This window comes from Rhizobium sp. NZLR10 (assembly GCF_019685125.1).
Lineage (GTDB): Bacteria > Pseudomonadota > Alphaproteobacteria > Rhizobiales > Rhizobiaceae > Rhizobium.
The window spans coordinates 208,261-230,534 of record NZ_JABDWE010000010.1; the positions used below are offsets into that span (position 1 = coordinate 208,261).

A 22,274-nucleotide genomic window follows, 5' to 3' on the forward strand; every position below is an offset into this window, starting at 1 on the left:
AGCATAATTTACGCTCGGTCATTTCAGGGGCTCGATGCACGAGCGAAAACAAAAAGGCCAGGCAAATCGCCTGGCCTTGAATGGATAACGTGCTTCCGGCAGTGCCAGTACATCCGTGGTCAAAGGAAAGCAGATATCGATTTAAGCGTTCTGGAGATTGCAAGCGGACATCTTGCCCGACTTGTTGTCACGCTCGAGATCGAAGCCGATCTTCTGGCCTTCGACGAGTTCGCGCATTCCGGCACGTTCGACGGCGGAGATGTGAACGAAGGCGTCAGCGCCGCCATTGTCAGGCTGAATGAAGCCGAAGCCCTTGGTGGAGTTGAACCATTTAACGGTGCCAGTGGTCATGATGAACCCTTTCATAGCAATATTGAAGAACCGCAGCGCCAGGGCGATGCGGATGATGATAGCGATTTTTGAAAGGAAGTTCGTTCAGGCCGCGGTGCTAATCGCGCGATAACCAAGCCAGCAAGCAAAATTCGATAGCCGCCATCTACCGCAACCAACCCGTATCGTCAACCGTTAGTTTTTCATCGATGAACAAGTCAACCTGTAGATGCTCCTTCGGCCTTTGCACCAAATAGGACTCGGCCGCGTGAAAAGCCGAGAATCCGGATATGCCGGAAGCGAGCTTTGGAACGAGCCAGACTCACGCGTCGCCCCAAATACCGCAGCCGGGCGCCGTTCTATTTCCAGCGGGCGATGCCGACGGTATCGCCGATCGCCTGGCGCAGATCGTCCAGGCCGTCGCCCTTTTCCGATGAGGTGGACAGCACGCCGGGATAGGCGGCCGGGCGCTTGCGGATCTTTTCCGCGGTCTCGGCAAGCAGCTTCGGCACAGCGGGCGCCTTGATCTTGTCGGTCTTGGTCAGCACGATCTGATAGGAGACGGCCGCCTTGTCGAGCAGATCAAGCACGTCATCGTCGTTCTTCTTGATGCCGTGGCGGCTGTCGATCAGCACATAGACGCGCTTCAGCGTCGCGCGGCCGCGCAGATAGTCGAAAACCAGCTTGGTCCACTTGTCGACCATCTCCTTCGGTGCCTGCGCATACCCATAGCCCGGCATATCGACGATCGCCATTGGCGGCAGGTCGCCACCTTCGCCGGAAAAGCCGTCCGGAACGAAATAATTGAGCTCCTGCGTGCGCCCCGGCGTGTTCGACGTGCGCGCCAGACCTTTCTGGCCGACCAGCGCATTGATCAGCGACGACTTGCCGACATTGGAACGGCCGGCAAAGGCCACTTCCAGCGGCCCTTCCGGCGGCAGGAAGTTGAGCGACGGCACGCCGCGGATGAAGATCCATGGGTGGCCGAAGAGCGGCTTTTCGTTTTCGGGCATGCGGGCTCTGCAATCTCCGGCTTCTGTCTCTTACCGGGCTTCGTGGTTTTGAAGGAAGATGTCAAGCTTCGAGGCGGTTTGCAGACCATTGCTTCCTTCCCACGCACGGCCTTGCGGGTCACCGCGTACTCAGGCTCAGAAGATAGGCGCAAAGCATATCGGCCATCGCATCCGAATAGGCGTCGACCTCTTCGGTCTTCCGCGGTCTTTCAGAAAATTCCTTTCCGACGGTCGTCAGGGTCGTCATGATCAAGTCGCCGGCCAGCACGCGGGCAGCCTCGGGGAGGGCGGGAAGCATCTCCTTCAGGAAGTCCTCGATCACCGGGTCGCCCGCCTGTCGTGCCTCCTGGGCCTCCGGCGCATCCCTGTAAAGCGGGGCAGCGTCGCCGAGCGCCACCCGCACCGCGGCTTCTTCGCACTCCGACCGAATGAAGGCCCGAACCAATCTACGCACCCGCCGAAGCGGCGGCTCCGATCGGTCCTTCAGGATCTCATTCAGCAGATCGGTGGTTTCTCGCCACTCGTCGCTCTGCAGCCGGAACAGGATCGCGGCCTTGTTCGGAAAATATTGGTAAAGCGATCCAACGCTGACGCCGGCTTTTTGCGCCACGCGTGCAGTGGTGAAGCGGTGCGCGCCTTGCCGCGCCAAAACCTGAACAGCGGCCTGCAGAATTGCCGAAACGAGCTCGTTCGAGCGCGTCTGTTTAGGCTGTTTTCGTGAGGAAAGTCTGGAGCTTGGGCGGTCGGTCATCTCTAGGCTTCCGGATGCGATTAGCGAATGTGACGAATTAATCGTATTTTCCCGATCGGCACAACAACGCTCTCGATGAAGGATTTGATATGACCACTTTAACGACCGCTCCGCTTGCACCGCTGCTCGACCAGCTTTTCGATGAAGCCGACAAGGCGACCAGCCCCGGCCTGGCGGCACTGTCAGAGGCGGAGCGAGATCGCCTCTTCCACAGCAAGGCGGAATACCGCAATTTCTATGGCCTGGTAAAGGATCTCTGGCTTCCGGTGTCACGCCAGACCGGAGAGTTGCTCTACATGCTGACACGCAGCAGTGGAGCACGCGTGATCGTGGAGTTCGGCACGTCGTTCGGCATTTCGACGCTCTATCTCGCCGCCGCACTGCGCGATAACGGTGGCGGCCGGCTGATTACCACCGAGTTCGAACCTGAAAAGGTCGCCAAAGCACGGCAGCACCTCCAAGCCGCAGGGCTCGCCGATCTTGTCGAGTTTCGCCAAGGCGATGCGCTTGAAACCCTCGGCGACGATCTTCCGGGCAGCATCGATCTGGTCCTGATGGACGGCGCAAAGTCGCTGTATCTGGAGATTTTGCAGATCCTGGAAGGCCGCCTTCGCCAGGGCGCAATCATTATCGCCGACGATGCGGACGCCTGCCCGGAATACCTCGGTCACGTGCGCGCACTTGGCAGCGGTTACATGTCCACACCGTTTTCCGAAGACGTCGAACTTTCCCTGCGTGCCGCCTAGAACAGGATGATTTTAGGCCGGCTCAGCCTAAAATCTGAATCCTGTTCTAAATTAAATAGTAGAGCATGATGCCGTCCGAAAACCGCACACACTTTTCGGCATCATGCTCTGAAGCCAATGTCGGCATAGGATCATTTTTACAGATCCGAAAAGAAAAGCCCCGCCGAAGCGGGGCTTGTCTATCGCACTTTGAGCTGCTGCGATCTGCAGCGGCGTCATTTCGATGGCGCCGGTTTTCGTCGGAACAGACCCTTCAGATTGTCGAAGAGTTCGACCTTGACGCCGTGGCGCTTCATGATCACCGACTGCTGGGCGACCGAGAGCGTGTTGTTCCAGGCCCAGTAGATGACCAGGCCGGCCGGGAAGCTTGCTAGCATGAACATGAACACCAGCGGCATCCAGGTGAAGATCATCGCCTGCGTCGGATCGGGCGGTGTCGGGTTCATGCGCATCTGCAGGAACATGGTGACGCCCATGATCAGCGGCCAGACGCCGAGATGCAGAATGGTCGGCGCCTGGAAGGGCAGCAGGCCGAACAGATTGACGATCGTCGTGGGATCGGGGGCCGAAAGGTCCTTGATCCAGCCGAAGAACGGCGCGTGCCGCATCTCGATGGTGATGTAGATCACCTTGTAGAGCGAGAAGAAGATCGGGATCTGCAGCGCCACCGGCCAGCAGCCGGCGATCGGGTTGATCTTCTCTTCCTTGTAGAGCTGCATGGTCGCCTGCTGCAGCCCCATGCGGTCGTCGGCGAATTTCGCCTTCAGCTCCTCCATCTTCGGTTGCATGCGCTTCATGTTCGCCATCGAAGCATATTGCTTGCTGGCGAGCGGGAAGAACAGCGCCTTGACGACGATGGTGGTGCACAGGATCGCCACGCCGAAATTGCCGAAGAAGCGATAGAAGAAGTCCATCAGCTTGAACATCGGCTTGGTGATGAAATAAAACCAGCCCCAGTCGATCAGCCGGTCGAACTTCGGGATCGAATAGCTGGCCTCGTAGCCGTCGATGACAGGGACTTCCTTGGCGCCGGCGAAGACGAGGTTCTTGAGCTCGATCGATTGGCCCGGCGCAACGGTGAAGGCATCGTCCTTGTAGTCGGCCTGATAGCGTGGCTGGCCATCGGTAAAATGCGAGAAGCGCGCTTCATAGGCAGCACTCTGCGGCGGAATGATCGTCGCGGCCCAATATTTGTCGGTAATGCCAAGCCAACCGCCGGTGGATTTCGCCGGCATGACAGCTTCCTTCTCGGCGGCGGCATATTTGGTTTCAACGAGGCCGTCCTCGCCGATGACGCCGATGAAGCCTTCATGCAGGACGTAGACGGAGGGCGTCGTCGGCTTGTTGTAACGTGTGACGCGGCCGTAGGAGGAGAGCGAGGCGGGCGCCTGGCCGGCATTTGCGATCTTGTCGGCGACGGTGAACATATAGCGTTCGTCGACGGAAATCGTCCGCGTAAAGGTCAGGCCCTTGTCATTGGTATAGGAAAGCGTCACCGGCGTCTTCTCGGTGAGCTTGGCGCCCTCGGGCGCCGTCCAGAGCGTCGAGGCACCGGGAACGTCGCCGGTGGCGTCGCTGCCGATATAGCCGAGCTCGGTGAAGTAGCCGTCCTTGGTTTCGGCCGGGCTGAACAGGGTGATGGTCGGGCTCGAGTCGTCGACGGTCTCGTGATAGGCCTTGAGCTTCAGGTCGTCGAGCCGGGCGCCGGCAAGGTTGATCGAGCCGGAAAGCGCAGGAGTATCGATGACAACGCGCGGGGTCTTTGCGAGCGCCTGCTCAAGCGTCGCCGTGGCGACGGCCTGACCGGAAGGCGCTGTACCATTCGTCGGGGCCGGCGTCGCACCGTCGGCTGCAGGCTGCTGCACCTGTTCGGTCTTCTGCTGCGCCTTCTGGGCTTCCTGCGCCTTGCGCTGGGCCTCGATGCGCGGGTTCATATAGAGAAACTGCCAGCCGAGGACGATCAGCACCGAGAGAGCGATCGCAATGAAGTAATTGCGGTTTTTTTCCATCATACGTTCCTGGGGCGTCCGTCTCCGGAGCGCCGGGGTTTCGGCCTGGTTTCCACGCGAAATTTCAGTTCCGCGGCCAATTCTTTGAAGGACGCTTTAAGCACGTCCCTGCGCGCGACAACCACATAGTCGTGTCCGGGCTGCATTGCAAACCCCGCATGAAGCCGCACCGCCTCTTTCAGGCGGCGGCGCATACGGTTCCGTTCGACCGCGTTGCCATGTTTTTTGGTGACTGTGAAACCGACACGGGCTTGGCTATCGGGTTCCTTCCGGTCGAGGACTTCGAGAAGGAAGAAGCCGCCACGGCGTTTCTCGCCCTCGCGCGCGGCAAGAAACTGCGGGCGGCTCTTCAGCCGCCCGACAGCGTGTTTTTCTTCTTTGGTCGTCAATTCGCCCGCCATCTTTTCTCGGGCAATCCGGCCTTAAGCCGAAAGACGCTTGCGGCCCTGCGCGCGGCGGGCAACGATGACCTTGCGGCCACCCTTGGTGGACATGCGCGCACGGAAGCCGTGGCGACGCTTGCGAACAAGCTTGGATGGTTGGTAGGTACGCTTCATTTATTTAAACACCGCGGAGTGCGGCCCTTCTTGAATTTGCATAGTGCAAGGAGCGTTGTTTTTCGAACGGGCGAGCCATGAAAGGCTGAGTGACCGGACGTGCGGCGGCTTATACGGATGAAGCCTATGAAAGTCAATTATACCCTATAATTTCACTTTGAGCCGCCGGCTTGACAAGTATTTTCGCACTCTGGTGTTAAGAAATTCGATCTGCCCCAACTGGTTGTGGTTTTGCCGCAGCCGGATATCATAGCCCCGGCTCTCAGGGGTTTCCGCGTCCCAACCAAGGTCAACATGGATAATTTTCCGTCGCCATAATCGTAAACATTGGAAATCTAACTTTAATAACTTTCGCCGATATTCGGATCATCGGCTGGAATTTGCTTTCCAGGCAGTGGCGTAGCTAGGAGACAGTGCATGAAGATCCGCGGCAAAATTAATCTGCTGGTGTGCGTGATGGGCGCGGTGGCGCTTTTGATCGGCGCAACGGCACTGTCGGCCATGCACGAATACAATCGCAACCTGACCGCTTATGAGGAGGCCGCCGCCCGCGCCTATGCCGGCGAACGGCTCAACCGTTTCGTGACCGCCGTGGTCATGGAAGCGCGCGGCATCTATGCAGCCAAGACGATCAAGGACACGCCGAACTTCGCCAAGGGCATTATGGCCGATCTCAAGGAGATCGATAAGGTCATCGCGGGGTGGGCGCCGCTCGTTCCCGTGGCCGAGAAGGATGATTTCGCCAAGCTCGTCGCCCGCGCCGCGGAATTCCGCACCTTCCGCATGGAGACCGCCCGTCTCGGCACCGAAGTCGGCCCCGAGGCGGCCAGCGCCCAGGGCAACAATGATGCCAACCGCGCCAACCGCAAGGCGTTCCAGGCCGAAATCGACGCGGTCGTCGCCACCGACAAGGCAGCGCTCGAAACCGTCAACAGCGAGATCGAAAGCTTCCGCACCTGGGTGCTGATGCTCGTCCTCAGCATCACCGGCATCGGCATCGCCGTCGGCATCGGCATGGGCTTCTATATCGGCACCAGCCATCTGAGCCGCCCGATCAAGCGCGTCACCCGGGCGATCAACGAGGTCGCCAGCGGCAATTTCGAAGCCGAGGTTCCCTTTGCCGGGCGCCAGGACGAAATCGGCGAGATGGCCGCAGCCGTTGCGGTGTTCAAGGCCAACGGCCTTGCCATCAAGCGCCTGAACGCCCAGGAGGCGGCGATGCGCGCCAAGAGCGACGACCTGCAGTCGAGCATGTCCGTCGTCGTGGCTGCGGCTGCGGCCGGCGACTTCGGCCACCGCATCAGCAAGGACTACGAGGACGAGAACCTCAACCGCTTCGCCGGCAATATCAACACGCTGCTGTCGAGCGTCGATGCCGGCATCGGCGAGACCCGCCGCGTCATCGCAAGCCTTGCCGATGGCGACCTCACCCAGACGATGAACGGCAACTTCCAGGGCGCCTTCGCCGAGCTGCAGCAGAACGTCAACAACACCTTCGTCACTCTGCAGGCGACGATGCGCGAAGTGCGCCAGACGACGGAAGCGATGAACGGCAACACCGCCGAGCTGCGCAATGCCAGCGACGACCTGTCGAAGCGCACCGAGCAGCAGGCCGCCGCCCTCGAACAGACCTCGGCGGCACTCGATCAGATCACCGCCGTCGTTCAGAATTCCACCGAGCGGGCGCATGAAGCCACCATCATGGTGTCGGAAGCCAAGGACAAGTCAGGCGCTTCCGGCGTCGTCGTCGGCAATGCCGTCGAGGCCATGGGCCGCATCGAGCAGGCATCGCGCGAAATCAGCCAGATCATCAACGTCATCGATGAGATCGCCTTCCAGACCAACCTGCTGGCGCTGAATGCCGGCGTCGAAGCGGCACGCGCCGGCGAGGCCGGCAAGGGCTTTGCGGTTGTGGCACAGGAAGTGCGCGAACTCGCCCAGCGTTCGGCAAAGGCTGCCAAGGACATCAAGGCGCTGATCACCAAGTCTGGCAACGAGGTGCAGGTCGGCGTCAAGCTCGTCCAGGCGACCGGCGAGGCGCTGGCCGAAATCGGCACCCGCGTCATCGCCATCAACGATCATATCCATTCGATCGCCACGGCTGCGACCGAACAGTCGACCGGCCTCAAGGAAGTCAATACCGCCGTCAACCAGATGGACCAGGTCACCCAGCAGAATGCTGCGATGGTCGAAGAGACCTCCGCCGCAACCCACAGGCTTTCGGCCGAAGCCGGTGGGCTGGTGCGGCTGATTTCCCGCTTCAAGCTGTCGGATGATGTGTCCGCACCTGTGACGCTTGTCCGCAACGAGCCGCAAAGGCCGGTCGCCTCGCCCGCCCGCCGGGCGATCGCCAAGGTCGCCCGCGCCTTCGGCGGCAATGCGGCCGCCGCAGAACAGAGCTGGGAAGAGTTCTGATCCTTATCGATCGTCAGCACCTTGAAACGCCGCCTCCCTCCGGGCGGCGTTTCTTTGTGACGACGTGACGCTGTTCGCAAAGATTTGAAAGCGGAGCCGTTTGGTCTAATATAGAGCGAGAGGGCGGCTGAAGTGCCGCCGTTCGTGCGAGACCAGAATGCCGGTACAAGATCAGGGCGACAATCCTTCAGCGGAAATCCCCGCGGCCGGCGAGGCCGCAAGGGCGCCGTGCCCGTCTGCCGGCATGTTCGGCGGCATGTTCGGCGGATTGTCGGGCAAGCTGCTCTGGCTCACCGTCTTCTTTATCATGCTCGCCGAAATCCTGATCTTCTTCCCCTCGGTCGCCAGCATGCGCATCCGCTGGCTGGAGGACAGGCTGAACACGGCCGCTGCCGCCGCCATCGTCATCGATGGGCTGCAGCCGGTCGAGCTGCCGCGCGCGTTGCAGAAGGAGACGCTGGAGGCGACCGGCACCAAGGCGATCGTGCTGCGCAAGGATGGCACCTCGCGGCTGCTGGCGACGACCGACATGCCGACCTCGGTCGACGAGGCCTATGATCTCACCGACGTGCCGCCGGCAACGGCAATCCGCGATGCGCTCGACACCTTGATCTTCGGCGGCAGCAGGATGATCCGCGTCTACGGCCCCGTCGGCGACACCAATACCGGCGTCGAGGTGGTGATGAAGGACAGGCAGCTGCGCACGGCAATGTTTGCCTATTCCCGCAACGTTCTCCTGCTGTCGGTGCTGATCGCGCTGTTCACCGCGACGCTGATCTTCTTTGCGATCAACCGCATCCTGATCGGCCCGATCCGCCGGCTGACCGGCAGCATGCAGCAATTCTCCTCCGATCCCGAGAACCCCGCCCATATCTATATCGGCGATGGCGGCCGCGACGAACTGGCGGTCGCCGGCCGCAACCTCACCTCGATGCAGATGGAGCTGCAGAAGACGCTGAAGCAGCAGAAGAACCTTGCCGCTCTCGGCCTCGCCGTCTCCAAGATCAATCACGACATGCGCAATATCCTGGCCTCGGCGCAGCTGATGTCGGATCGGCTGGTCGATGTCGATGATCCGATGGTCAAGAGCTTCGCCCCGAAGCTGCTGCGTACCATCGCCCGCGCAGTCGGCTATACCACCGAGGTGCTGTCTTACGGCAAGGCGAGCGAATCCGCCCCGCGCCGCCGCCATGTCCTGCTTTTGGAACTGACCCAGGACGTCAAGGACATGCTGGCGATCGATCCGCAAAGCGGCATCGAATTCACCGAGCAGATCGGCGCCGATCTTAAGGTCGATGCCGATGGCGAGCAGCTGTTCCGCGTCATCCACAATCTCTGCCGCAACGCGCTGCAGGCGCTGACCGCACCGGGCGAGGGTGCCCCGGGCGCGGTCAGGCGCATCACCGTCGCCGCCCAGCGGGTCGGCAGCGTCGTCAGCATCACGGTTGACGATACCGGCCCTGGCATGCCTCTGAAGGCGCGCCAGAACCTCTTTGCCGCCTTCCGCGGCTCCGCCCGCTCCGGCGGCACCGGCCTCGGCCTGACGATCGCCCGCGAGCTGGTGCTCGCCCATGGCGGCACGATCGCGCTTGTGGAAAAACCGACGGTCGGTACCCAGTTCCGCATCGAGATCCCCGATCGCCCGGTTTCGCTGGAGGATTACCGCAGCCGGACGCACATCGAAAAGTGACCGGATTTCGTAAGTCGTGGCCACAAACTGTTAAACGCGCGATTTTTTCCGAAATGCTCTTGCATTGTCCCGAAGGACGCTTTAGAGGATCGCCCACGCAAGCGGCACCGCCGCAATTGCACGCACCCGTAGCTCAGCTGGATAGAGCACCAGACTACGAATCTGGGGGTCGGGCGTTCGAATCGCTCCGGGTGCGCCATTTTCCTTTTTATCAGCTTTAATTCCGCTCGGCTCCGGAAGGGTAACGTCATCTGACGTGTTCCTCTGATACTGTGCGTAACCGACCAGCATTTTTCCCATAGTCCCAACGGAGGACGTGGGCCCGATGGCAGTTGTCTGCGGAGGAAGTTTACCGTGGCAATTTCAGAATTATTGACGGTCTCCAATCGACATCAATTCCCCTTGCCGGACTTTCAGAACGGGGATGAAATCAGGTTTCCCGGCGCTTTGGTGTCGGCATTGCTTGATCGGTTTACAAAACCAGGAGACGCCGTTCTCGATCCTTTTGTGGGACTGGGAACGACTTTCTTTGCCTGCGAGGAGAGGGGCAGGATTCCTTATGGGATAGAAGCCGACCGGCAGAGATGTGAATGGGTCAAGGAACGCATCACGACAAAGCATCATCTGCTCTGCGGTGATAGCGCAGAGCTGGCAGCCTTCGATTTTCCCGAGATGGATTTTTGCATCACATCGCCGCCATACATGCCCCATTGGCATAAATGGAACCCGCTTTACAACGGCGATCCGGATTATGATGGCTATGACGTTTATCTGAAAAGAATGCAGGAAATATACGGCCGGATCTGCAAACGCATGAAGACAAACGCTTACCTCGTCGTTCAGGCCGACAATCTGACCAACGAACAATTCTCCCCCCTTGTCTGGGATCTAGGACGAGCTTTGTCGGAGGTTATGACGCTTGAAGGGGAAATTATGGTGAATTGGTCTGATACAGTGGAAAGCGGCAACCGGTTCACACAGTGCCTCGTGTTCAAGAATGCAAGCGGATGAAATCAAGTTTGCCGCGACGGCCGCTCCAGTCTGTGCCTCAAGGCAGCGAAGCGAAAAACTATTGCTCGTCCGGATGGTCTCTCAAATAGTCTTCCCTTTCTTTCTTCCCGAACAAGGATGAGTAATAGCCGCTGCAAACCAGATATGAGCACTCGTCCGGGTTGCCCGTTTGCCATCCCGGCTGGCAGAGGACGACGCGACGGAATTTGGCGTTGCAAAGTCCGTGGTTTGCCAAGAGCCGCGGGTCGTTTCCGAAATACGCGCTTATGGCGTCCTTGTGAGTCCATGCAGGAACGGCTTTCCAATCTGCGGCGCCGCCTTCATCGCTCACATTGGCGATCGCACAGAACGACCAATTCGAAATCACGACCGGCTGATCGCAGGGAAAGGCCTGGACGGCGCTTCCCAGCAGGATCGAAACCAATACCAACAGCCGCTGGCCATAGACCATCGCGCCCTTCTCCGTTATGCCGACCTTTCGCATCCTGGCCTCCACCGCGTGCAATTACCTGTCATCATCTGACGGGATCAGGCAATCTCAAAACCGCCCTAAGATTTTTTTCCTAGTTCACGAAATGTTCTTACGCTAGATTGCTCGCCGTTGCAACCATGGAATGTTGAAGAATCTTGTGGCGATTGGCGATGCGGGCGCTTGGGCCGGTCTTTTCCCTCCGCACGCGTGAAAAACCAGTTCTTCTGCCCTTTCCCGGAAGGACGTGCTGGCAGCCAAGGTGAGGGCTGATCAACCGGCGGGACAAGAGCCGTACCAGTTGCCGGAAACCGCCGGCGCGTGCCCCTTGGTGGAGGCATCAAGCCCAACAGAGGCCAAATGCCCTGGCCCTACTCCTTGATGGGGATTCCGGCTTCGATCGCAGCTTCGATAAAGGCCTGCCGCGCCTCTTCCCGGTTTCGTTTGCCCGACATGACATCAGCGCAAACCGCGCACGCCCGATCCAGGGCCGGCCCATCCTCGGTCGGCCAGTCTTCAACCAGCGCCCATGTAGCGGCCTGGGTCGTCTGGATGACCACCCACTGATCCGGGCCTTCAAGGGCGAGTGTCACCGGCTTCTTCCAAATGGTTTGCATTGTCTCAGGACCTCCGCTGCGTGCTCTCTGCCGCCTCCTCACATAAGGCGGTTTAACCCGCGTGGCGAGGCGAGGGTGTGAGCGAGATGATTTTTTTTTCAAGCGCAAGCAGCGAGTCTGAAAGATCGCGACGCCCTTTCGGTGGCGCTTCTCAAAATTCTTGGGCGAATTCACACGCCAGCAATGTTTTACCCGGCAAGGCCTCCCCCTGGCGGGCGACGATCCAGATCTTTCCAGGCCCGGCAAGTCCCGCTTCGGGCTGCTGATCGGCCGGAAGCTCGCGCGAATAGCCCTTGGTAGATGTTCCGAGCAGGTCCGAACTCTCCGGCTTCAACCCGTATTTTGCGGCCAGATCGTCAGCGCGTTCTCCCTCGACCAGAATCCCGACCGCGTTGCTGGAAAAGAAAACCTCGGTCGATTTGAAGCCGTCGCGGCCGATCTGGTTCGGAATCTTGTAGATCGCCGCACCGAGCGACGAGGTGTTTGGCTTGGCCAGAGCTTCCGCGGCGTCATAGATCTCCATGGTGGATGTCATCGAATAGGGTGGTTTGCACAGCGCCGCGTCAAAGAACTTGTTATTGGCCGGAGCGGCCATGACGCCTTCGGCTTGAAATGCCGCAATAGCGACGCCTAACGAGAAGGCGGCGTAGTGAATGAATTTGGCGTTGTGCATGTCATATTCCCGAAAGTAACTGCAGCTGGTCGCATTCGTGTGCGAATTTCCAGATGCTTAGGGGATTCGGAACGGTATTGCCACCTTGAGTTTAGTTTTCGGCCTTTTCGAAAGTGCCACCAGATGTTTAATTGCAGGTCGCTGTCCGGCTCGGATGGAGCGGCTTCGCCTGTCGAGACAGAGCATTACAGTCCTTTACGACGGCAGGAGAGCCATGATCGCAGCCTATATCGATGAAATCATCATGTTTTGCGCCGGCCTGTGGATGACCCTCGTGGGCCTTGGTTATCTGCCGTTGCCTGGCTACTCGGCGAAACCGCCTCTGGTTCGTCACTTCAAGTGGATGGGTCCCCTGCTGCTCGTCATTGCCATCGTTCTGGCCGCTGCCTCGTAGGTTCGCCATTTTGGATATCGGAGAGGCTTGCAAGCTCAGGCTGGAGTGAACCAATGAACAATATGATGGCCTGCCCATCGTGCGGATTGGACAAAACAGAATCGATCGTGCACCTCGGTTCGTACATTCTTCGATGCGCCGCCTGCGGCGAAGCAATCGTCGCGACATCATCCATGGGCATATTCGAGTCGGATCACGCGTTTTCAGCCTTTGCCGATCCGGGTCCCGGAAAACACCCTGCTCCAGAGATGCTCATCGCTCGTGGACCGCTTCGGCAGATCTCAACGACAACCAGCGGCGCGGCGCGTAACGGAACGCTGATACGCCTGATCCCTGAACCCAAGGATTGAAATCCGACTTGGCGTCGGTTTACCGGTTTAACCGACCGACAGCCTCGCCGCGCACCAATGCCATACCGCATCGACCGCCTTTCGCGGTGATGACGAACGTTTGCGGATAAGAAAATAGTCGGGTTCGATGGTCGTCGTCGCATCCGTCACCTGCACCAGCCGCCCGGCCTCGAGATCCGCCGCCACGAACGCCCGGCACGCCAAGGCGACGCCCTGGCCGGCGAGCGCCGCATCGAGCGCCAGCGTCGTGTGGTTGAACACGGCACCCGGCAGTTTCTCGCGCGATCGCAGGACGAGCGGCCAGGGACTGACTGCGTCATGCAGAAGCGGCAGCTTGCGAAGCTCATCGGCCGTCAGCGGAAGGGGCAGGTCCTTGACCAGATGGGGGCTGGCGACGGCGACGAGGGTCTGACGAAACAGCGGCCTTGCTTCCAGCGAGGCCGGAAAAGGCGGGCGGGTCAGCCGCACCGCAATGTCCACCTGATCGCGGTCGAAATCCGACAGCGCCTCGGTGGCGACCGTTCGCAGTTCCACGTCGGGAAGGGCCGCCTTGAACTCGGCGAGGCGCGGGATCAGCAGCTTGGCGGCGACAGTTGGGGTTACGCTGATCGTCACCGCGTCCGGCCGAGCGAGAAGACGCCCGGTCGCCTCACTGAGCGTATCGAAAGCGCGGGTCACATCCGCAAGATAGGCCGCGCCCTGCGGGGTCAGAGCCAGGCCGCGCGGCAGGCGCTGAAACAACATCAGGCCGAGTTGATCTTCCAGCGCGCGCACCTGCTGCGCGACCGCACCCTGCGACACTCCCAGTTCTTCGGCGGCGGCGCGAAAATTCAACCTGCGGCCCGAGACTTCGAAGGCGCGGAGAGCATTCAGCGGCGGCAGCTTGCGGCGGGGTTGCATCATTGATTTTTCCGGGGGCTTTCCAGTAGATTTTCTACAGTCTGACACGTTTCTTTCTGAGGCGAAAGTCTGCGCTGTCTCTGGCATACTGCTTGGCAATTCAACGATTGGAGGCTCCGATGTCTAAAGAAAAAGTCGCTCTCATTACCGCAGGCGGTTCCGGCATGGGTGCCGCCGCTGCAAGGAAGCTGGCCGCGGATGGCTATCGCATTGCGGTGCTCTCCTCGTCGGGCAAGGGCGAAGCGCTTGCCCGGGAATTGGGCGGCGTCGGCGTCACCGGCTCGAACCTGGTGAACGACGATGTCAAGCGGCTCGTCGATCTGGCGATGGAGAAATGGGGGCGGATCGACGCGCTGGTCAATTCCGCCGGCCATGGGCCGCGCGCGCCGATCCTCGAAATTACCGATGAGGACTGGCACAAGGGCATGGAGGTCTATTTCCTCAGCGCCGTGCGGCCGATCCGGCTGGTCACGCCGATCATGGAGGCCCAGGGCGGCGGCGCCATCGTCAACATCTCGACGGCATGGGCTTTCGAGCCGTCGCCGATGTTCCCCACCTCGGCGTTCGCCAGGGCTGGGCTGGCGAGCTTCACCAAAATCTTTGCCGATACCTATGCGGCGAAGAGCATCCGCATGAACAATGTCCTGCCCGGCTGGATCGACAGCCTGCCCGCCACCGACGAGCGGCGCGACAGCGTGCCGATGGGTCGCTATGGCACGGCCGAGGAAATCGCCGCGACGGTTGCCTTCCTGCTGTCTGAGGGCGCCGGCTACATCACCGGCCAGAACATCCGCGTCGATGGCGGCATTACCCGTTCCGTCTGAGCCGGCCATGCAGACAGATCATGAAGCCGTGCCACTGAACCTCGCCGATATAGATGCTTCGGCTTGGCGAGAGCTGGAAACGGCGGCAGCAAGCCCGCAGTCGGGTTTCCGGTTCTTGAGCCTCTGCTCCGTCGATGCGGGGCAGAGGCCACAGGCGCGCATGGTGGTCTTGCGGCGCGCCGACGGATCATTGCGGGTTCTGGAATTTCACACCGATACGCGCAGCCCCAAATGGCGGGAGCTTTCGGCAAATCCTCATGCCACGGTCCTCGGCTTCTGCGCGCAGACGCGGCTGCAGTTTCGGCTTCAGGGGATAGTCGAACTGCACGCCTCCGGCAGCGACCGGGCCAAAGCAGCCTGGGACAAGCTCTCCACCTGGACGCGGACGACCTATGCCGGCGGTCCGCCCGGGGACGAGCGTGCCTTTGACGCCATCGACGCGGCAGCTCCATCCAAGCTTGCGGATGAGGCGGAGGGAAAGCCGCATTTCGGCCTGTTGATCTTTCGCGCCCGGACGCTGGACTGGTTCCAGTTGCGCCAGCAGGACAATCGAAGGGCGATGTTGACCTATGACGAGACGAGCGCTCTTGCGGCCTGTCGATGGGTCAATCCATGACAGGCGCCGGTGGCGCCCTCACGGGCGCAACCGGACGATAATCGAAGCCCCTGGAATCCTCAACTGCTCTGCCATCGCCTCTAAATCTTTCCCATCGGTTCCCGCCAGCACAATGCGGCCATCCATGATCGGCTCCCTCATCCACGGTTCCATGACGATCTTGTCATTGATCAGCAACTGCGTTTGCCGTCCCAATGCCGCCTGCGTGAAATCGCGGAATTTGGCGGCGCTTTCCGGGGTGAGCAGGATATTCAGACCCTGATCGTAGGATACTGGGGACCGGGCGAGCTCCGCGCTCTTCACCCTGACTGGCCTCTGACATTGAAGGGTAGGCGGTGGCCTTCCGGCTGAGATCAGCCCCCATCCGGTACTCTTTTCCATGAGGCGCCATCGCAAATGCGATAAGAGCATTTGTCCTTGTCGCCCTCATCCCATCCCGGCCAGCAGATAACGACGCGGTGGAACTTGGCGTTACAAAGCCCGTGATTGGCCAGTGCACGCGGATCATTCAAGAAATACGGGCTTATGGCTTTGCTGCGAGTCCATTCAGGCACGGCCTTCCAATCTGCGTCGCCACCCTCTTCGCTCAATGAAGCGATCTGACAGGACTTCCAGTTGGACAGCACGATGCGTTGATCGCAAGGAAAGGCATGGATGGCGCTGACAAGAAATATCGAAAGCGATGCCAGCAACCGCTTCCCGTAAATGCCGATCATTCGCCTCGTCTCCTGTCGCCTGTGATGCATCACTGTCAACATTCTAGCAGGAAGACCTCGGTTATATAAGATCAAAGCTAAGAATATTTTCCTAGTTCATGGATCGTTCTTGCGCTAGGTTGCCCGCAATTGCAACCATGGAATGCCGGATGTTGAGCAAATTTTTCCCTATCGGCGAAGTGATCGCCTGGACGAGCCGCGGCCGTCGCCCCCTTTATGAACAGAGTTCCCGGCCTCGCAGAACATACGTCTTGCCAAAGGATAGGCCGGCAATGAGGGCAAGGGGCTGATGGTGGAATTCAACCCGCGCGACAAGAGCCGAACCAGCGCCGGAAAGACGCGGGCGATGGTGCGCAAGCATACCGCTCCGCCCGGCAGGTGTGATGACGGCAGCCTTCGCTGGCATTGGCTGACGATCCAGTTGCTGGAATCGCCGGCTTTCACGACATTGAGCGCCAATGCCTGCCGAGCCTTCTTCCGCATCGTCATCGAGCACACCTCGCACGCCGCCTTGGAAAACGGCAAGCTTGTCGTGACCCATCCCCAATTCGTGTCCTACGGCGTCACCGGCGAATATGTGGCCGATGCGCTGGATGAGCTGGAATATAAGGGGCTGATCAAAGTTCGCCGCGGCCGGGCAGGCAGCGGGGTCGCGCATCCCAACCGGTTCACGCTGACATTTGTCGGCGACCATGAAGGTGCGCCACCCACCGATGAGTGGAAGCGGTGCACGGCTGAAAACTGCCGGAAATGGTCCGAGACCGACCGCAAGCTTGCCGCCGACAAACGCGGGCATGTCGGCAGGAAGAAAAAAATCCCACTTCGGGATCCCGAAATACTGCCGCTTCGGAATCCCGAAATCCGCCGCGCTTCGTGAACTGTGACCCTCAGGAAACATTGAATGGTTTCAATGCCGCAGCCAATTTCGGGATTCCGAAGTGCTATATAGAGTTTGGTGGGAGTTGCCTTTGTTTTGATGCACGTCGTTATCCCGAAGGCACTTTGCCACGATCAGAAACTCCGTCTCCCGCCCGCCGATCCTTCCGGCAGAAACTGTGCGAAGCAGCAGGCCGAAGGCTTCGTAGAGCCAATAAAGCGGGGGAATCCGGTCCTTGAGCGCATGCACCTGCGTCGACACATACTCGCCGACGAAGACGATATCCATGCCGAGTTCCTTCAGTGTCCCGGCAATCTCCGAATGCGATGCTTCTGCGGCGTGCTCGACGCGAAAGGGGGCATAGCCGGGCTCGCCGGCGTTTTTCTGCCGCAGGACGTAGCGATAGAACAAGACGTGGCTCCACCAGGGCGTCAGGTCGGTGAAGATCCCTTTGGCTGAACTCAGGATCGGACCTTTCACGAACACCAGACCACAGGGAGACAGGGTATCATGGGCTCTCAATAAGGCAGAGCGCGGGCTTTCCAGATGCTCGAGAACATCCCAGAAGACACAGGCGTCGAAGTGACGATCTCCGTAGTCGATGGTTTGCGCATCGCCGAGGATCCGTTCAGAAGCGTCCCGGTTCTTCTCGAGCTGCTCCTTCGAGATGTCCAGGACCGTATATCGGGCCCCCTCCAAGCGGATATGGGTTCGAGAGCCGCCCCCAACCTCAAGGATATCTGCGTTGATCTTGCTGGAAAATGCTGATCGCGCGTGCGACAGCGCGTCGTTCACCCACGGCGAAGCCATAATCTTTCTCCCCCGGAGAGATTAGTGTCTACACCCATAAGTAAGCATTAATATAATATTTAAGCAATATTTAAACTTCTGCGCCGCTGCACACTTCTGGCCGACATGCTCTAGTTTCGCGCAACCTTGCTGACGTAAGCGCAGATCTGATGATCTCAGAGGCGGTTCGGCCGGAGGAATGCATGACGATGGGAATTTTTCGGGCTCTGGCTGCCCTGGGGATGATGACGGCGCTTGCCGGCTGCATCGACCATGCCAATGATCCGGTCCTCCTGGCGGTCGGCGTGCCGGTCAATCCGTCTGCTGTTGCGCACGGCATTTGCATGACCGATGGCAACGCCATGTATGACGAGGCGAGGCGACAATATCAGCTGCGCGCCCAGCTGACCGGCTATGCCCAAGCCGATGATCTGGAGGCGGAAACGATTGCCCGTGCCGCGGCCCACCGGCAATATGTCGCCTGCCTCTCTGGCCAGGGCTATCGGACATTATACGCGAATTGAGAATAGAGAATTCACCTTTCCGCCCCAGCGCCGTTTGAGCCCTTCCGCCGATCGCGACTTTTCACGTTTTTTGGCGTTTCAGTCACGCCGGATCGCCTGCAATCACGAGTTTAGGAAGTTGCATGCGAGCCCGGAACTCCGCGGGTGGGCAAGGCATTGTCATCAGGTAAATCCACTAAGGAGGGTTTATCATGAAGATGCTCAGACTTGCCCCTTCCACCGTCGCGCTCGGCGCCCTTCTCGCCCTCGCGTCGATTGCCCCAGCGCAGGCAGCCCCCGTCCAGGCGGTTCGGCCGCCCGATGTCCAAGCCGTAAAAATGGTGCAATATAAACCAGATGCCGGGTCCTGGCATGGCTATCAAGGCTCTCGCAGCGAGCGGCCCGGCACCCGCCGCCATTCCGACGGCTACTGGTATCCGCTTGCCGCCTTCGGCGTAGAGGCCGGTACCACGGGCTCGATCGTCCGCCAGCCGGCGAACCGACCTGCAGCCCCGGAAATGTGCAACCCTACGTTCTCAGGATCGATCGGTCCCGGCAGTATGCCCTGCGACAACGGCTATTGAGCCGGCAAATGAAAGAGGCGGCGATGAGCCGCCTTTTTCTCGATCATGGGGCCGCTCACATATCCGTGACCTCGGCTCTGGCGCCGTAGATTGTGACAGATCGCCTTCCTAACTCCGGGGCGTAAATTCGCTGAATCCTCCCAAGGAGACGACTATGACAACGACTTTCAAGACCGGCCTGATGGCCGCTGCCCTCGGTGCGATCCTCGGCCTCTCGGCCTTTTCAGCCGCGGCAGTTCCCCTCCAGTCGAGCGCGACAGAACAGGGTGCAACCCGACGTCCGGTTGCCCAGCAGGAAACCAAGGTTGAACATGACAGGCGCACGACCGGTTCGATCGGCGAGCGCGCGGAAAGCATGGGCTCGACACATTATATGATGAGCCCGAAAAAGCCCCTCAACATGGATTGTAAGCTCGGCTTCAACCCGACGAGCAGCTCTGGCTGCAACTATTGACGAAGCGCTCGGCCCTTCGCCAACGCGATGTGGGCCGATTTTGTTGACCAGCCTGGAGGCGGCCTTGGGCCGCCTTTTGCATTGAGGATAGCGGTCAGCCGGATTCGGCCCGTCGTTGCTCGGGTCCCCTATTAAATCTTGCGTTAACTGCAAAAATGCAATAAATACAAAATTACGCCTGCTCCCGACCGAAAATTCGCTGGGATCGCCTGTTCAGGCGGGTGATTGATGCCTTTGCCTTGGAATTGCCATGCTCGCCGCGATGGTCGTTTTTCATAATCAATCGAATTTCAAACAGGTGGGATAATCATGACCGCAAAGGCTGCATGCTCCGATTTCCTGCATTTTTTCCGCTCATGGATCAGCAACCCGCTTCGGGTCGCAGCCATCGCGCCGTCGGGCGATTCGCTTGCCAGGATCATGACCAGTGAAATTGCCGCACTCGACGGGCCGATCATCGAGCTCGGCCCCGGCACCGGCGTTTTCACCCGGGCGCTGCTGGCGCGCGGCGTCAGCGAGGCGGACCTGACCCTGATAGAATACGGTCCGGAGTTCATCACTTCGCTGCAGGCGCGGTTCCCGACGGCGCGCGTGCTGCAAATGGATGCGGCCCATCTCGCCCATGCCGATATTTTCGAAGGCGAACCGGTTGGCGCCGTTATCAGTGGCCTGCCGCTTCTGTCCATGTCGCCGCGCAAGATCACCTCGATCCTGGCCGGCGCTTTTGCCTATATGCGGCCGGGCGGAGCGGTCTATCAATTTACCTATGGCCCGCGCTGCCCGGTGCCGCGGCCGATCCTCGACCGTCTCGGCTTGAAGGCGGTGCGCATCGGCGGCACGGTGCGCAACCTGCCGCCGGCCTCCGTCTACCGGATCTCCCGCCGCAAGCCGCTGGAGCTGTCGCGCGAGCGCTTCAGCTATCGTGAGAGCGAGACTGAACTCGACGATGTCGTCGCCTTTTCCAACGAAACCGGCGGCTGAACGATGATGCCGGGCAGGAATGGCTGACAGCAAGCGGACGGCAGCGACGGAAGGCAGGCGGCAACGCAAGCGGCGGCAGACCCGCGAGCGCATCGAGCAAGCGGCGATGAGCCTCTTTCTCCAGCGCGGCTTCGAGGCCACGACCATCGAGGACATCACCGAGGCGGCCGATGTCTCCAAGCGCAGTTTCTTCGACTATTTCCCCTCCAAGGAAGAGGTGGTTTTCGCCTGGCAGGATGGTTTCGCCGATCGGCTGATGGCCGAGATCGCCGCAAGGCCGGCAGAAGAACCCTCGGTGGCTGTGGTCGAGGCGGCAATCACCGCCACCGTCATCGCCTCTGTCGACGAGCGCGGCCTGGCGCTCAGTGAACTCATCCGTCGCACGCCGGCGCTGAAGGCCCGCGACCAGGTGAAATATGCCAGGCTCGAACAGAAGCTCGCCGAGGCGTTGCTTCTGCGCAAGGGAAACGATCCGGGCGAGCGGTCGCGCATGCGCGTGCTTGCCGCGGTCGTCATCGGCGCGCTGCGCGTCGGTGGCGAACTCTGGCAGCAACGCGAGCCTGGCGCCTCGCTGCACGATTTCGCCCATGAAATCTTCGCCGAACTCTGGAAGATCCTGGCGGAATTCGGCGACGAGGCAAAGAACGGGTTTTGAAAGCGGGCTTCGCCGGCGGCAAATTGCCTGGCGCCGCGATATGGCCGCCGGCATACGGCATGCCGCGCATCTTTTTTATCACGGCAGCAAGCGCCCGCTCATTGCATCTGGCAACCCTCCGGCCCATCTCCTGTCAGGGCGCGCGGCAATGCTCCCGCCCACGAACAGCTTTTTTGAGTCTCCCGCACCGAATTTAGCGCCTGCAAACGGCGATCCAGTTTCACCGGCTTTGAACGTCCGGCTTCGAACGTATCGACCAAGAGAGGAAAGACCATGTCCAGTCATAACGCAGCCAAGTCAGGCACCTTCAAGATCGGCGGCGATATCGAGATCAACCGTCTCGGTTTCGGCGCCATGCGTGTTACCGGTGACGGCATCTGGGGCGAGCCCGCCGATCATGCCGAATCCATCCGCACGCTGAAGCGCTTGCCCGAACTCGGTGTCAACTTCATCGATACCGCCGATTCCTACGGTCCCGATATTTCCGAATGGCTGATCAAGGAGGCGCTGCATCCCTATGGCGCCAAGTCCGTCGTCGCCACCAAGGGCGGCCTGACCCGCCACGGCCCCAATCTCTGGCTGCCGGTCGGCCGCCCGGAATATCTGATCCAGCAGGCGCATAAGAGCCTGCGCAATCTCGGGCTCGAGCAGATCGATCTCTGGCAGCTTCACCGCATCGATCCGAAGGTGCCGGCCAAGGAACAGTTCGATGCGATCAAATCGCTGCTCGATGCCGGCCTCATCCGCCATGCCGGGCTGAGCGAAGTCTCCGTCGCCGACATCGAAGCGGCGTCGAAACACTTCAAGGTGGCGACCGTCCAGAACCGCTACAATCTCGTCGATCGCACCAGCGAGGACGTGCTCGATTATTGCGCCAACCACAATATCGGCTTCATCCCCTGGTACCCGCTCGCCGCCGGTGATCTCGCCAAGCCCGGCTCTCTGCTCGACACGATTGCCAAAAAGCACAATGCCGCGCCGAGCCAGATCGCGCTCGCCTGGGTGCTGAAGCGCAGCCCGGTAATGCTGCCGATTCCCGGCACCTCGAAGGTCAAGCATCTCGAGGAGAACGTCGCCGCCGTCGATATCACGCTATCGGAGGAGGAATTCTCGGCGCTCGACGCTGAGGGCCGGAAGGTCTTCAAGGCGGCTTGATGGGGTAAACTGGTGGCCCGACGATAGTGCCCAAGGCTGCCCCTCACCCTAACCCTCTCCCCGTAAAACGGGGAGAGCGACTGTCTTATTTGTCAAGCGTTTTGCCATGGTCGTCCGTCCCTGATGATGGCATTGAGGATGGTGAGCAGCTTGCGCATAGTTGCGACGGTTGCGACGATCTTGGGCTTGCCGGCC

At 60.2% G+C, this 22,274-nt stretch carries 26 protein-coding genes, 1 tRNA gene and 3 pseudogenes; 16 read left to right on the top strand and 14 right to left on the bottom strand.

Annotation, left to right across the window (positions count from 1 at the left end; all coding sequences use genetic code 11):
- Positions 1-141 precede the first annotated feature (141 nt).
- The 3 genes from HJB82_RS17235 to HJB82_RS17245 form a co-directional block, all read right to left on the bottom strand.
- Positions 142-351 (bottom strand): cold-shock protein, encoded by a 210-nt coding sequence (locus tag HJB82_RS17235; protein WP_003588915.1) that lies wholly within the window; start codon positions 349-351, stop codon positions 142-144.
- A gap of 338 nt (positions 352-689) precedes the next feature.
- Positions 690-1,343 carry a ribosome biogenesis GTP-binding protein YihA/YsxC gene (gene yihA, locus HJB82_RS17240; RefSeq protein WP_207582686.1) on the bottom strand — a complete coding sequence of 218 codons (654 nt, stop codon included), beginning with the start codon at positions 1,341-1,343 and terminating at the stop codon, positions 690-692.
- Between the two features lie 118 nt (positions 1,344-1,461).
- Entirely contained in the window at positions 1,462-2,094 is a 633-nt protein-coding gene (locus HJB82_RS17245) for a TetR family transcriptional regulator (RefSeq protein ID WP_207582687.1), read from the bottom strand.
- A gap of 89 nt (positions 2,095-2,183) precedes the next feature.
- Between HJB82_RS17245 and HJB82_RS17250 the strand changes: the two genes are divergently transcribed.
- Complete coding sequence (locus HJB82_RS17250) at positions 2,184-2,840, top strand: O-methyltransferase (RefSeq protein WP_207582688.1); 657 nt, start codon at positions 2,184-2,186, stop codon at positions 2,838-2,840.
- Between the two features lie 215 nt (positions 2,841-3,055).
- On the opposite strand, the gene yidC is transcribed toward HJB82_RS17250, so the two are convergent.
- Genes yidC through rpmH form a run of 3 tightly spaced genes read right to left on the bottom strand, consistent with a single transcriptional unit; the run spans position 3,056 to position 5,406 of the window.
- A complete protein-coding gene (yidC, locus tag HJB82_RS17255; protein WP_207582689.1) occupies positions 3,056-4,849 on the bottom strand; it encodes a membrane protein insertase YidC in 1,794 nt (597 codons plus the stop codon).
- On the bottom strand, positions 4,849-5,250 hold the full coding sequence (gene rnpA / locus HJB82_RS17260) for a ribonuclease P protein component (protein WP_207582690.1): 402 nt from the start codon (positions 5,248-5,250) through the stop codon (positions 4,849-4,851). Before rnpA ends, yidC begins: the two co-directional genes overlap by 1 nt.
- Before the next feature lie 21 nt (positions 5,251-5,271).
- Entirely contained in the window at positions 5,272-5,406 is a 135-nt protein-coding gene (rpmH, locus tag HJB82_RS17265; RefSeq protein ID WP_207582691.1) for a 50S ribosomal protein L34, read from the bottom strand.
- 417 nt (positions 5,407-5,823) lie between these two features.
- Here rpmH and HJB82_RS17270 point away from each other — a divergent pair, with 417 nt between their 5' ends.
- From HJB82_RS17270 to HJB82_RS17285, 4 genes are all read left to right on the top strand, one after another.
- The gene (locus tag HJB82_RS17270) at positions 5,824-7,821 is read left to right on the top strand and encodes a methyl-accepting chemotaxis protein (protein ID WP_221140749.1); all 1,998 of its coding nucleotides are present in this window, start codon (positions 5,824-5,826) and stop codon (positions 7,819-7,821) included.
- Between the two features lie 157 nt (positions 7,822-7,978).
- Positions 7,979-9,511, top strand: coding sequence for a HAMP domain-containing sensor histidine kinase (locus HJB82_RS17275; RefSeq protein WP_221140751.1), 1,533 nt, complete (start codon positions 7,979-7,981; stop codon positions 9,509-9,511).
- A gap of 122 nt (positions 9,512-9,633) precedes the next feature.
- Positions 9,634-9,710: transfer RNA gene (locus HJB82_RS17280), tRNA-Arg, on the top strand.
- Between the two features lie 155 nt (positions 9,711-9,865).
- Complete coding sequence (locus tag HJB82_RS17285; RefSeq protein WP_207582694.1) at positions 9,866-10,522, top strand: DNA methyltransferase; 657 nt, start codon at positions 9,866-9,868, stop codon at positions 10,520-10,522.
- A 58-nt stretch (positions 10,523-10,580) separates the two neighbouring features.
- On the opposite strand, the gene HJB82_RS17290 is transcribed toward HJB82_RS17285, so the two are convergent.
- The 3 genes from HJB82_RS17290 to HJB82_RS17300 form a co-directional block, all read right to left on the bottom strand.
- On the bottom strand, positions 10,581-11,006 hold the full coding sequence (locus HJB82_RS17290; RefSeq protein ID WP_207582695.1) for a hypothetical protein: 426 nt from the start codon (positions 11,004-11,006) through the stop codon (positions 10,581-10,583).
- 356 nt (positions 11,007-11,362) lie between these two features.
- The gene (locus HJB82_RS17295) at positions 11,363-11,608 is read right to left on the bottom strand and encodes a DUF982 domain-containing protein (RefSeq protein WP_207582696.1); all 246 of its coding nucleotides are present in this window, start codon (positions 11,606-11,608) and stop codon (positions 11,363-11,365) included.
- A gap of 151 nt (positions 11,609-11,759) precedes the next feature.
- The gene (locus HJB82_RS17300) at positions 11,760-12,281 is read right to left on the bottom strand and encodes a hypothetical protein (protein ID WP_221140753.1); all 522 of its coding nucleotides are present in this window, start codon (positions 12,279-12,281) and stop codon (positions 11,760-11,762) included.
- A gap of 214 nt (positions 12,282-12,495) precedes the next feature.
- On the opposite strand from HJB82_RS17300, the gene HJB82_RS17305 reads away from it, so the two are divergent.
- Both HJB82_RS17305 and HJB82_RS17310 read left to right on the top strand, forming a co-directional pair.
- Complete coding sequence (locus HJB82_RS17305; protein WP_207582698.1) at positions 12,496-12,675, top strand: hypothetical protein; 180 nt, start codon at positions 12,496-12,498, stop codon at positions 12,673-12,675.
- Between the two features lie 53 nt (positions 12,676-12,728).
- A complete protein-coding gene (locus HJB82_RS17310) occupies positions 12,729-13,025 on the top strand; it encodes a hypothetical protein (protein WP_207582699.1) in 297 nt (98 codons plus the stop codon).
- A 27-nt stretch (positions 13,026-13,052) separates the two neighbouring features.
- Here the strand turns inward: HJB82_RS17310 and HJB82_RS17315 are convergent, their stop codons facing one another.
- Entirely contained in the window at positions 13,053-13,928 is an 876-nt protein-coding gene (locus HJB82_RS17315; RefSeq protein ID WP_207582700.1) for a LysR substrate-binding domain-containing protein, read from the bottom strand.
- 116 nt (positions 13,929-14,044) lie between these two features.
- Here HJB82_RS17315 and HJB82_RS17320 point away from each other — a divergent pair, with 116 nt between their 5' ends.
- Both HJB82_RS17320 and HJB82_RS17325 read left to right on the top strand, forming a co-directional pair.
- Complete coding sequence (locus HJB82_RS17320) at positions 14,045-14,749, top strand: SDR family oxidoreductase (RefSeq protein WP_221140756.1); 705 nt, start codon at positions 14,045-14,047, stop codon at positions 14,747-14,749.
- Between the two features lie 7 nt (positions 14,750-14,756).
- Complete coding sequence (locus HJB82_RS17325) at positions 14,757-15,365, top strand: pyridoxamine 5'-phosphate oxidase family protein (protein ID WP_246762708.1); 609 nt, start codon at positions 14,757-14,759, stop codon at positions 15,363-15,365.
- Positions 15,366-15,383: 18 nt separating this feature from the next.
- On the opposite strand, the pseudogene HJB82_RS17330 reads toward HJB82_RS17325, so the two are convergent.
- A pseudogene (locus tag HJB82_RS17330) lies at positions 15,384-15,671 on the bottom strand (hypothetical protein); the annotation flags it as partial.
- 47 nt (positions 15,672-15,718) lie between these two features.
- Positions 15,719-16,111: a hypothetical protein gene (locus HJB82_RS17335; protein WP_246762752.1), complete on the bottom strand. Its 393-nt coding sequence runs from the start codon at positions 16,109-16,111 to the stop codon at positions 15,719-15,721.
- A gap of 259 nt (positions 16,112-16,370) precedes the next feature.
- Here HJB82_RS17335 and HJB82_RS17340 point away from each other — a divergent pair, with 259 nt between their 5' ends.
- Complete coding sequence (locus HJB82_RS17340) at positions 16,371-16,958, top strand: hypothetical protein (RefSeq protein ID WP_221117792.1); 588 nt, start codon at positions 16,371-16,373, stop codon at positions 16,956-16,958.
- A 114-nt stretch (positions 16,959-17,072) separates the two neighbouring features.
- On the opposite strand, the pseudogene HJB82_RS17345 reads toward HJB82_RS17340, so the two are convergent.
- Positions 17,073-17,768: pseudogene (locus tag HJB82_RS17345) on the bottom strand (class I SAM-dependent methyltransferase); the annotation flags it as partial.
- 182 nt (positions 17,769-17,950) lie between these two features.
- Here HJB82_RS17345 and HJB82_RS17350 point away from each other — a divergent pair.
- From HJB82_RS17350 to HJB82_RS17375, 6 genes are all read left to right on the top strand, one after another.
- Positions 17,951-18,271 (top strand): hypothetical protein, encoded by a 321-nt coding sequence (locus HJB82_RS17350; RefSeq protein ID WP_207582704.1) that lies wholly within the window; start codon positions 17,951-17,953, stop codon positions 18,269-18,271.
- A gap of 191 nt (positions 18,272-18,462) precedes the next feature.
- Positions 18,463-18,834: a cell surface protein gene (locus tag HJB82_RS17355; RefSeq protein WP_221117791.1), complete on the top strand. Its 372-nt coding sequence runs from the start codon at positions 18,463-18,465 to the stop codon at positions 18,832-18,834.
- Positions 18,835-18,988: 154 nt separating this feature from the next.
- The gene (locus HJB82_RS17360; RefSeq protein ID WP_221132434.1) at positions 18,989-19,288 is read left to right on the top strand and encodes a hypothetical protein; all 300 of its coding nucleotides are present in this window, start codon (positions 18,989-18,991) and stop codon (positions 19,286-19,288) included.
- Positions 19,289-19,597: 309 nt separating this feature from the next.
- Positions 19,598-20,269, top strand: a complete 672-nt coding sequence (locus HJB82_RS17365) for a class I SAM-dependent methyltransferase (RefSeq protein ID WP_221140765.1) — start codon at positions 19,598-19,600, stop codon at positions 20,267-20,269.
- A 19-nt stretch (positions 20,270-20,288) separates the two neighbouring features.
- Positions 20,289-20,924 carry a TetR family transcriptional regulator gene (locus tag HJB82_RS17370; protein ID WP_207582708.1) on the top strand — a complete coding sequence of 212 codons (636 nt, stop codon included), beginning with the start codon at positions 20,289-20,291 and terminating at the stop codon, positions 20,922-20,924.
- 273 nt (positions 20,925-21,197) lie between these two features.
- Complete coding sequence (locus HJB82_RS17375; RefSeq protein WP_221117788.1) at positions 21,198-22,079, top strand: aldo/keto reductase; 882 nt, start codon at positions 21,198-21,200, stop codon at positions 22,077-22,079.
- Positions 22,080-22,171: 92 nt separating this feature from the next.
- Here HJB82_RS17375 and HJB82_RS17380 read toward each other — a convergent pair.
- Positions 22,172-22,274, bottom strand: a pseudogene (locus HJB82_RS17380) (IS110 family transposase); the annotation flags it as partial.

Bases quoted from the DNA above. Each gene is read 5' to 3' on its own strand.
- HJB82_RS17235 (WP_003588915.1), bottom strand. From the start codon at position 351: ATGACCACTGGCACCGTTAAATGGTTCAACTCCACCAAGGGCTTCGGC.
- yihA (WP_207582686.1), bottom strand. From the start codon at position 1,343: ATGCCCGAAAACGAAAAGCCGCTCTTCGGCCACCCATGGATCTTCATC.
- HJB82_RS17245 (WP_207582687.1), bottom strand. From the start codon at position 2,094: ATGACCGACCGCCCAAGCTCCAGACTTTCCTCACGAAAACAGCCTAAA.
- HJB82_RS17250 (WP_207582688.1), top strand. From the start codon at position 2,184: ATGACCACTTTAACGACCGCTCCGCTTGCACCGCTGCTCGACCAGCTT.
- yidC (WP_207582689.1), bottom strand. From the start codon at position 4,849: ATGGAAAAAAACCGCAATTACTTCATTGCGATCGCTCTCTCGGTGCTG.
- rnpA (WP_207582690.1), bottom strand. From the start codon at position 5,250: ATGGCGGGCGAATTGACGACCAAAGAAGAAAAACACGCTGTCGGGCGG.
- rpmH (WP_207582691.1), bottom strand. From the start codon at position 5,406: ATGAAGCGTACCTACCAACCATCCAAGCTTGTTCGCAAGCGTCGCCAC.
- HJB82_RS17270 (WP_221140749.1), top strand. From the start codon at position 5,824: ATGAAGATCCGCGGCAAAATTAATCTGCTGGTGTGCGTGATGGGCGCG.
- HJB82_RS17275 (WP_221140751.1), top strand. From the start codon at position 7,979: ATGCCGGTACAAGATCAGGGCGACAATCCTTCAGCGGAAATCCCCGCG.
- HJB82_RS17290 (WP_207582695.1), bottom strand. From the start codon at position 11,006: ATGCGAAAGGTCGGCATAACGGAGAAGGGCGCGATGGTCTATGGCCAG.
- HJB82_RS17295 (WP_207582696.1), bottom strand. From the start codon at position 11,608: ATGCAAACCATTTGGAAGAAGCCGGTGACACTCGCCCTTGAAGGCCCG.
- HJB82_RS17300 (WP_221140753.1), bottom strand. From the start codon at position 12,281: ATGCACAACGCCAAATTCATTCACTACGCCGCCTTCTCGTTAGGCGTC.
- HJB82_RS17305 (WP_207582698.1), top strand. From the start codon at position 12,496: ATGATCGCAGCCTATATCGATGAAATCATCATGTTTTGCGCCGGCCTG.
- HJB82_RS17310 (WP_207582699.1), top strand. From the start codon at position 12,729: ATGAACAATATGATGGCCTGCCCATCGTGCGGATTGGACAAAACAGAA.
- HJB82_RS17315 (WP_207582700.1), bottom strand. From the start codon at position 13,928: ATGATGCAACCCCGCCGCAAGCTGCCGCCGCTGAATGCTCTCCGCGCC.
- HJB82_RS17320 (WP_221140756.1), top strand. From the start codon at position 14,045: ATGTCTAAAGAAAAAGTCGCTCTCATTACCGCAGGCGGTTCCGGCATG.
- HJB82_RS17325 (WP_246762708.1), top strand. From the start codon at position 14,757: ATGCAGACAGATCATGAAGCCGTGCCACTGAACCTCGCCGATATAGAT.
- HJB82_RS17335 (WP_246762752.1), bottom strand. From the start codon at position 16,111: ATGCATCACAGGCGACAGGAGACGAGGCGAATGATCGGCATTTACGGG.
- HJB82_RS17340 (WP_221117792.1), top strand. From the start codon at position 16,371: ATGGTGGAATTCAACCCGCGCGACAAGAGCCGAACCAGCGCCGGAAAG.
- HJB82_RS17350 (WP_207582704.1), top strand. From the start codon at position 17,951: ATGACGATGGGAATTTTTCGGGCTCTGGCTGCCCTGGGGATGATGACG.
- HJB82_RS17355 (WP_221117791.1), top strand. From the start codon at position 18,463: ATGAAGATGCTCAGACTTGCCCCTTCCACCGTCGCGCTCGGCGCCCTT.
- HJB82_RS17360 (WP_221132434.1), top strand. From the start codon at position 18,989: ATGACAACGACTTTCAAGACCGGCCTGATGGCCGCTGCCCTCGGTGCG.
- HJB82_RS17365 (WP_221140765.1), top strand. From the start codon at position 19,598: ATGACCGCAAAGGCTGCATGCTCCGATTTCCTGCATTTTTTCCGCTCA.
- HJB82_RS17370 (WP_207582708.1), top strand. From the start codon at position 20,289: ATGGCTGACAGCAAGCGGACGGCAGCGACGGAAGGCAGGCGGCAACGC.
- HJB82_RS17375 (WP_221117788.1), top strand. From the start codon at position 21,198: ATGTCCAGTCATAACGCAGCCAAGTCAGGCACCTTCAAGATCGGCGGC.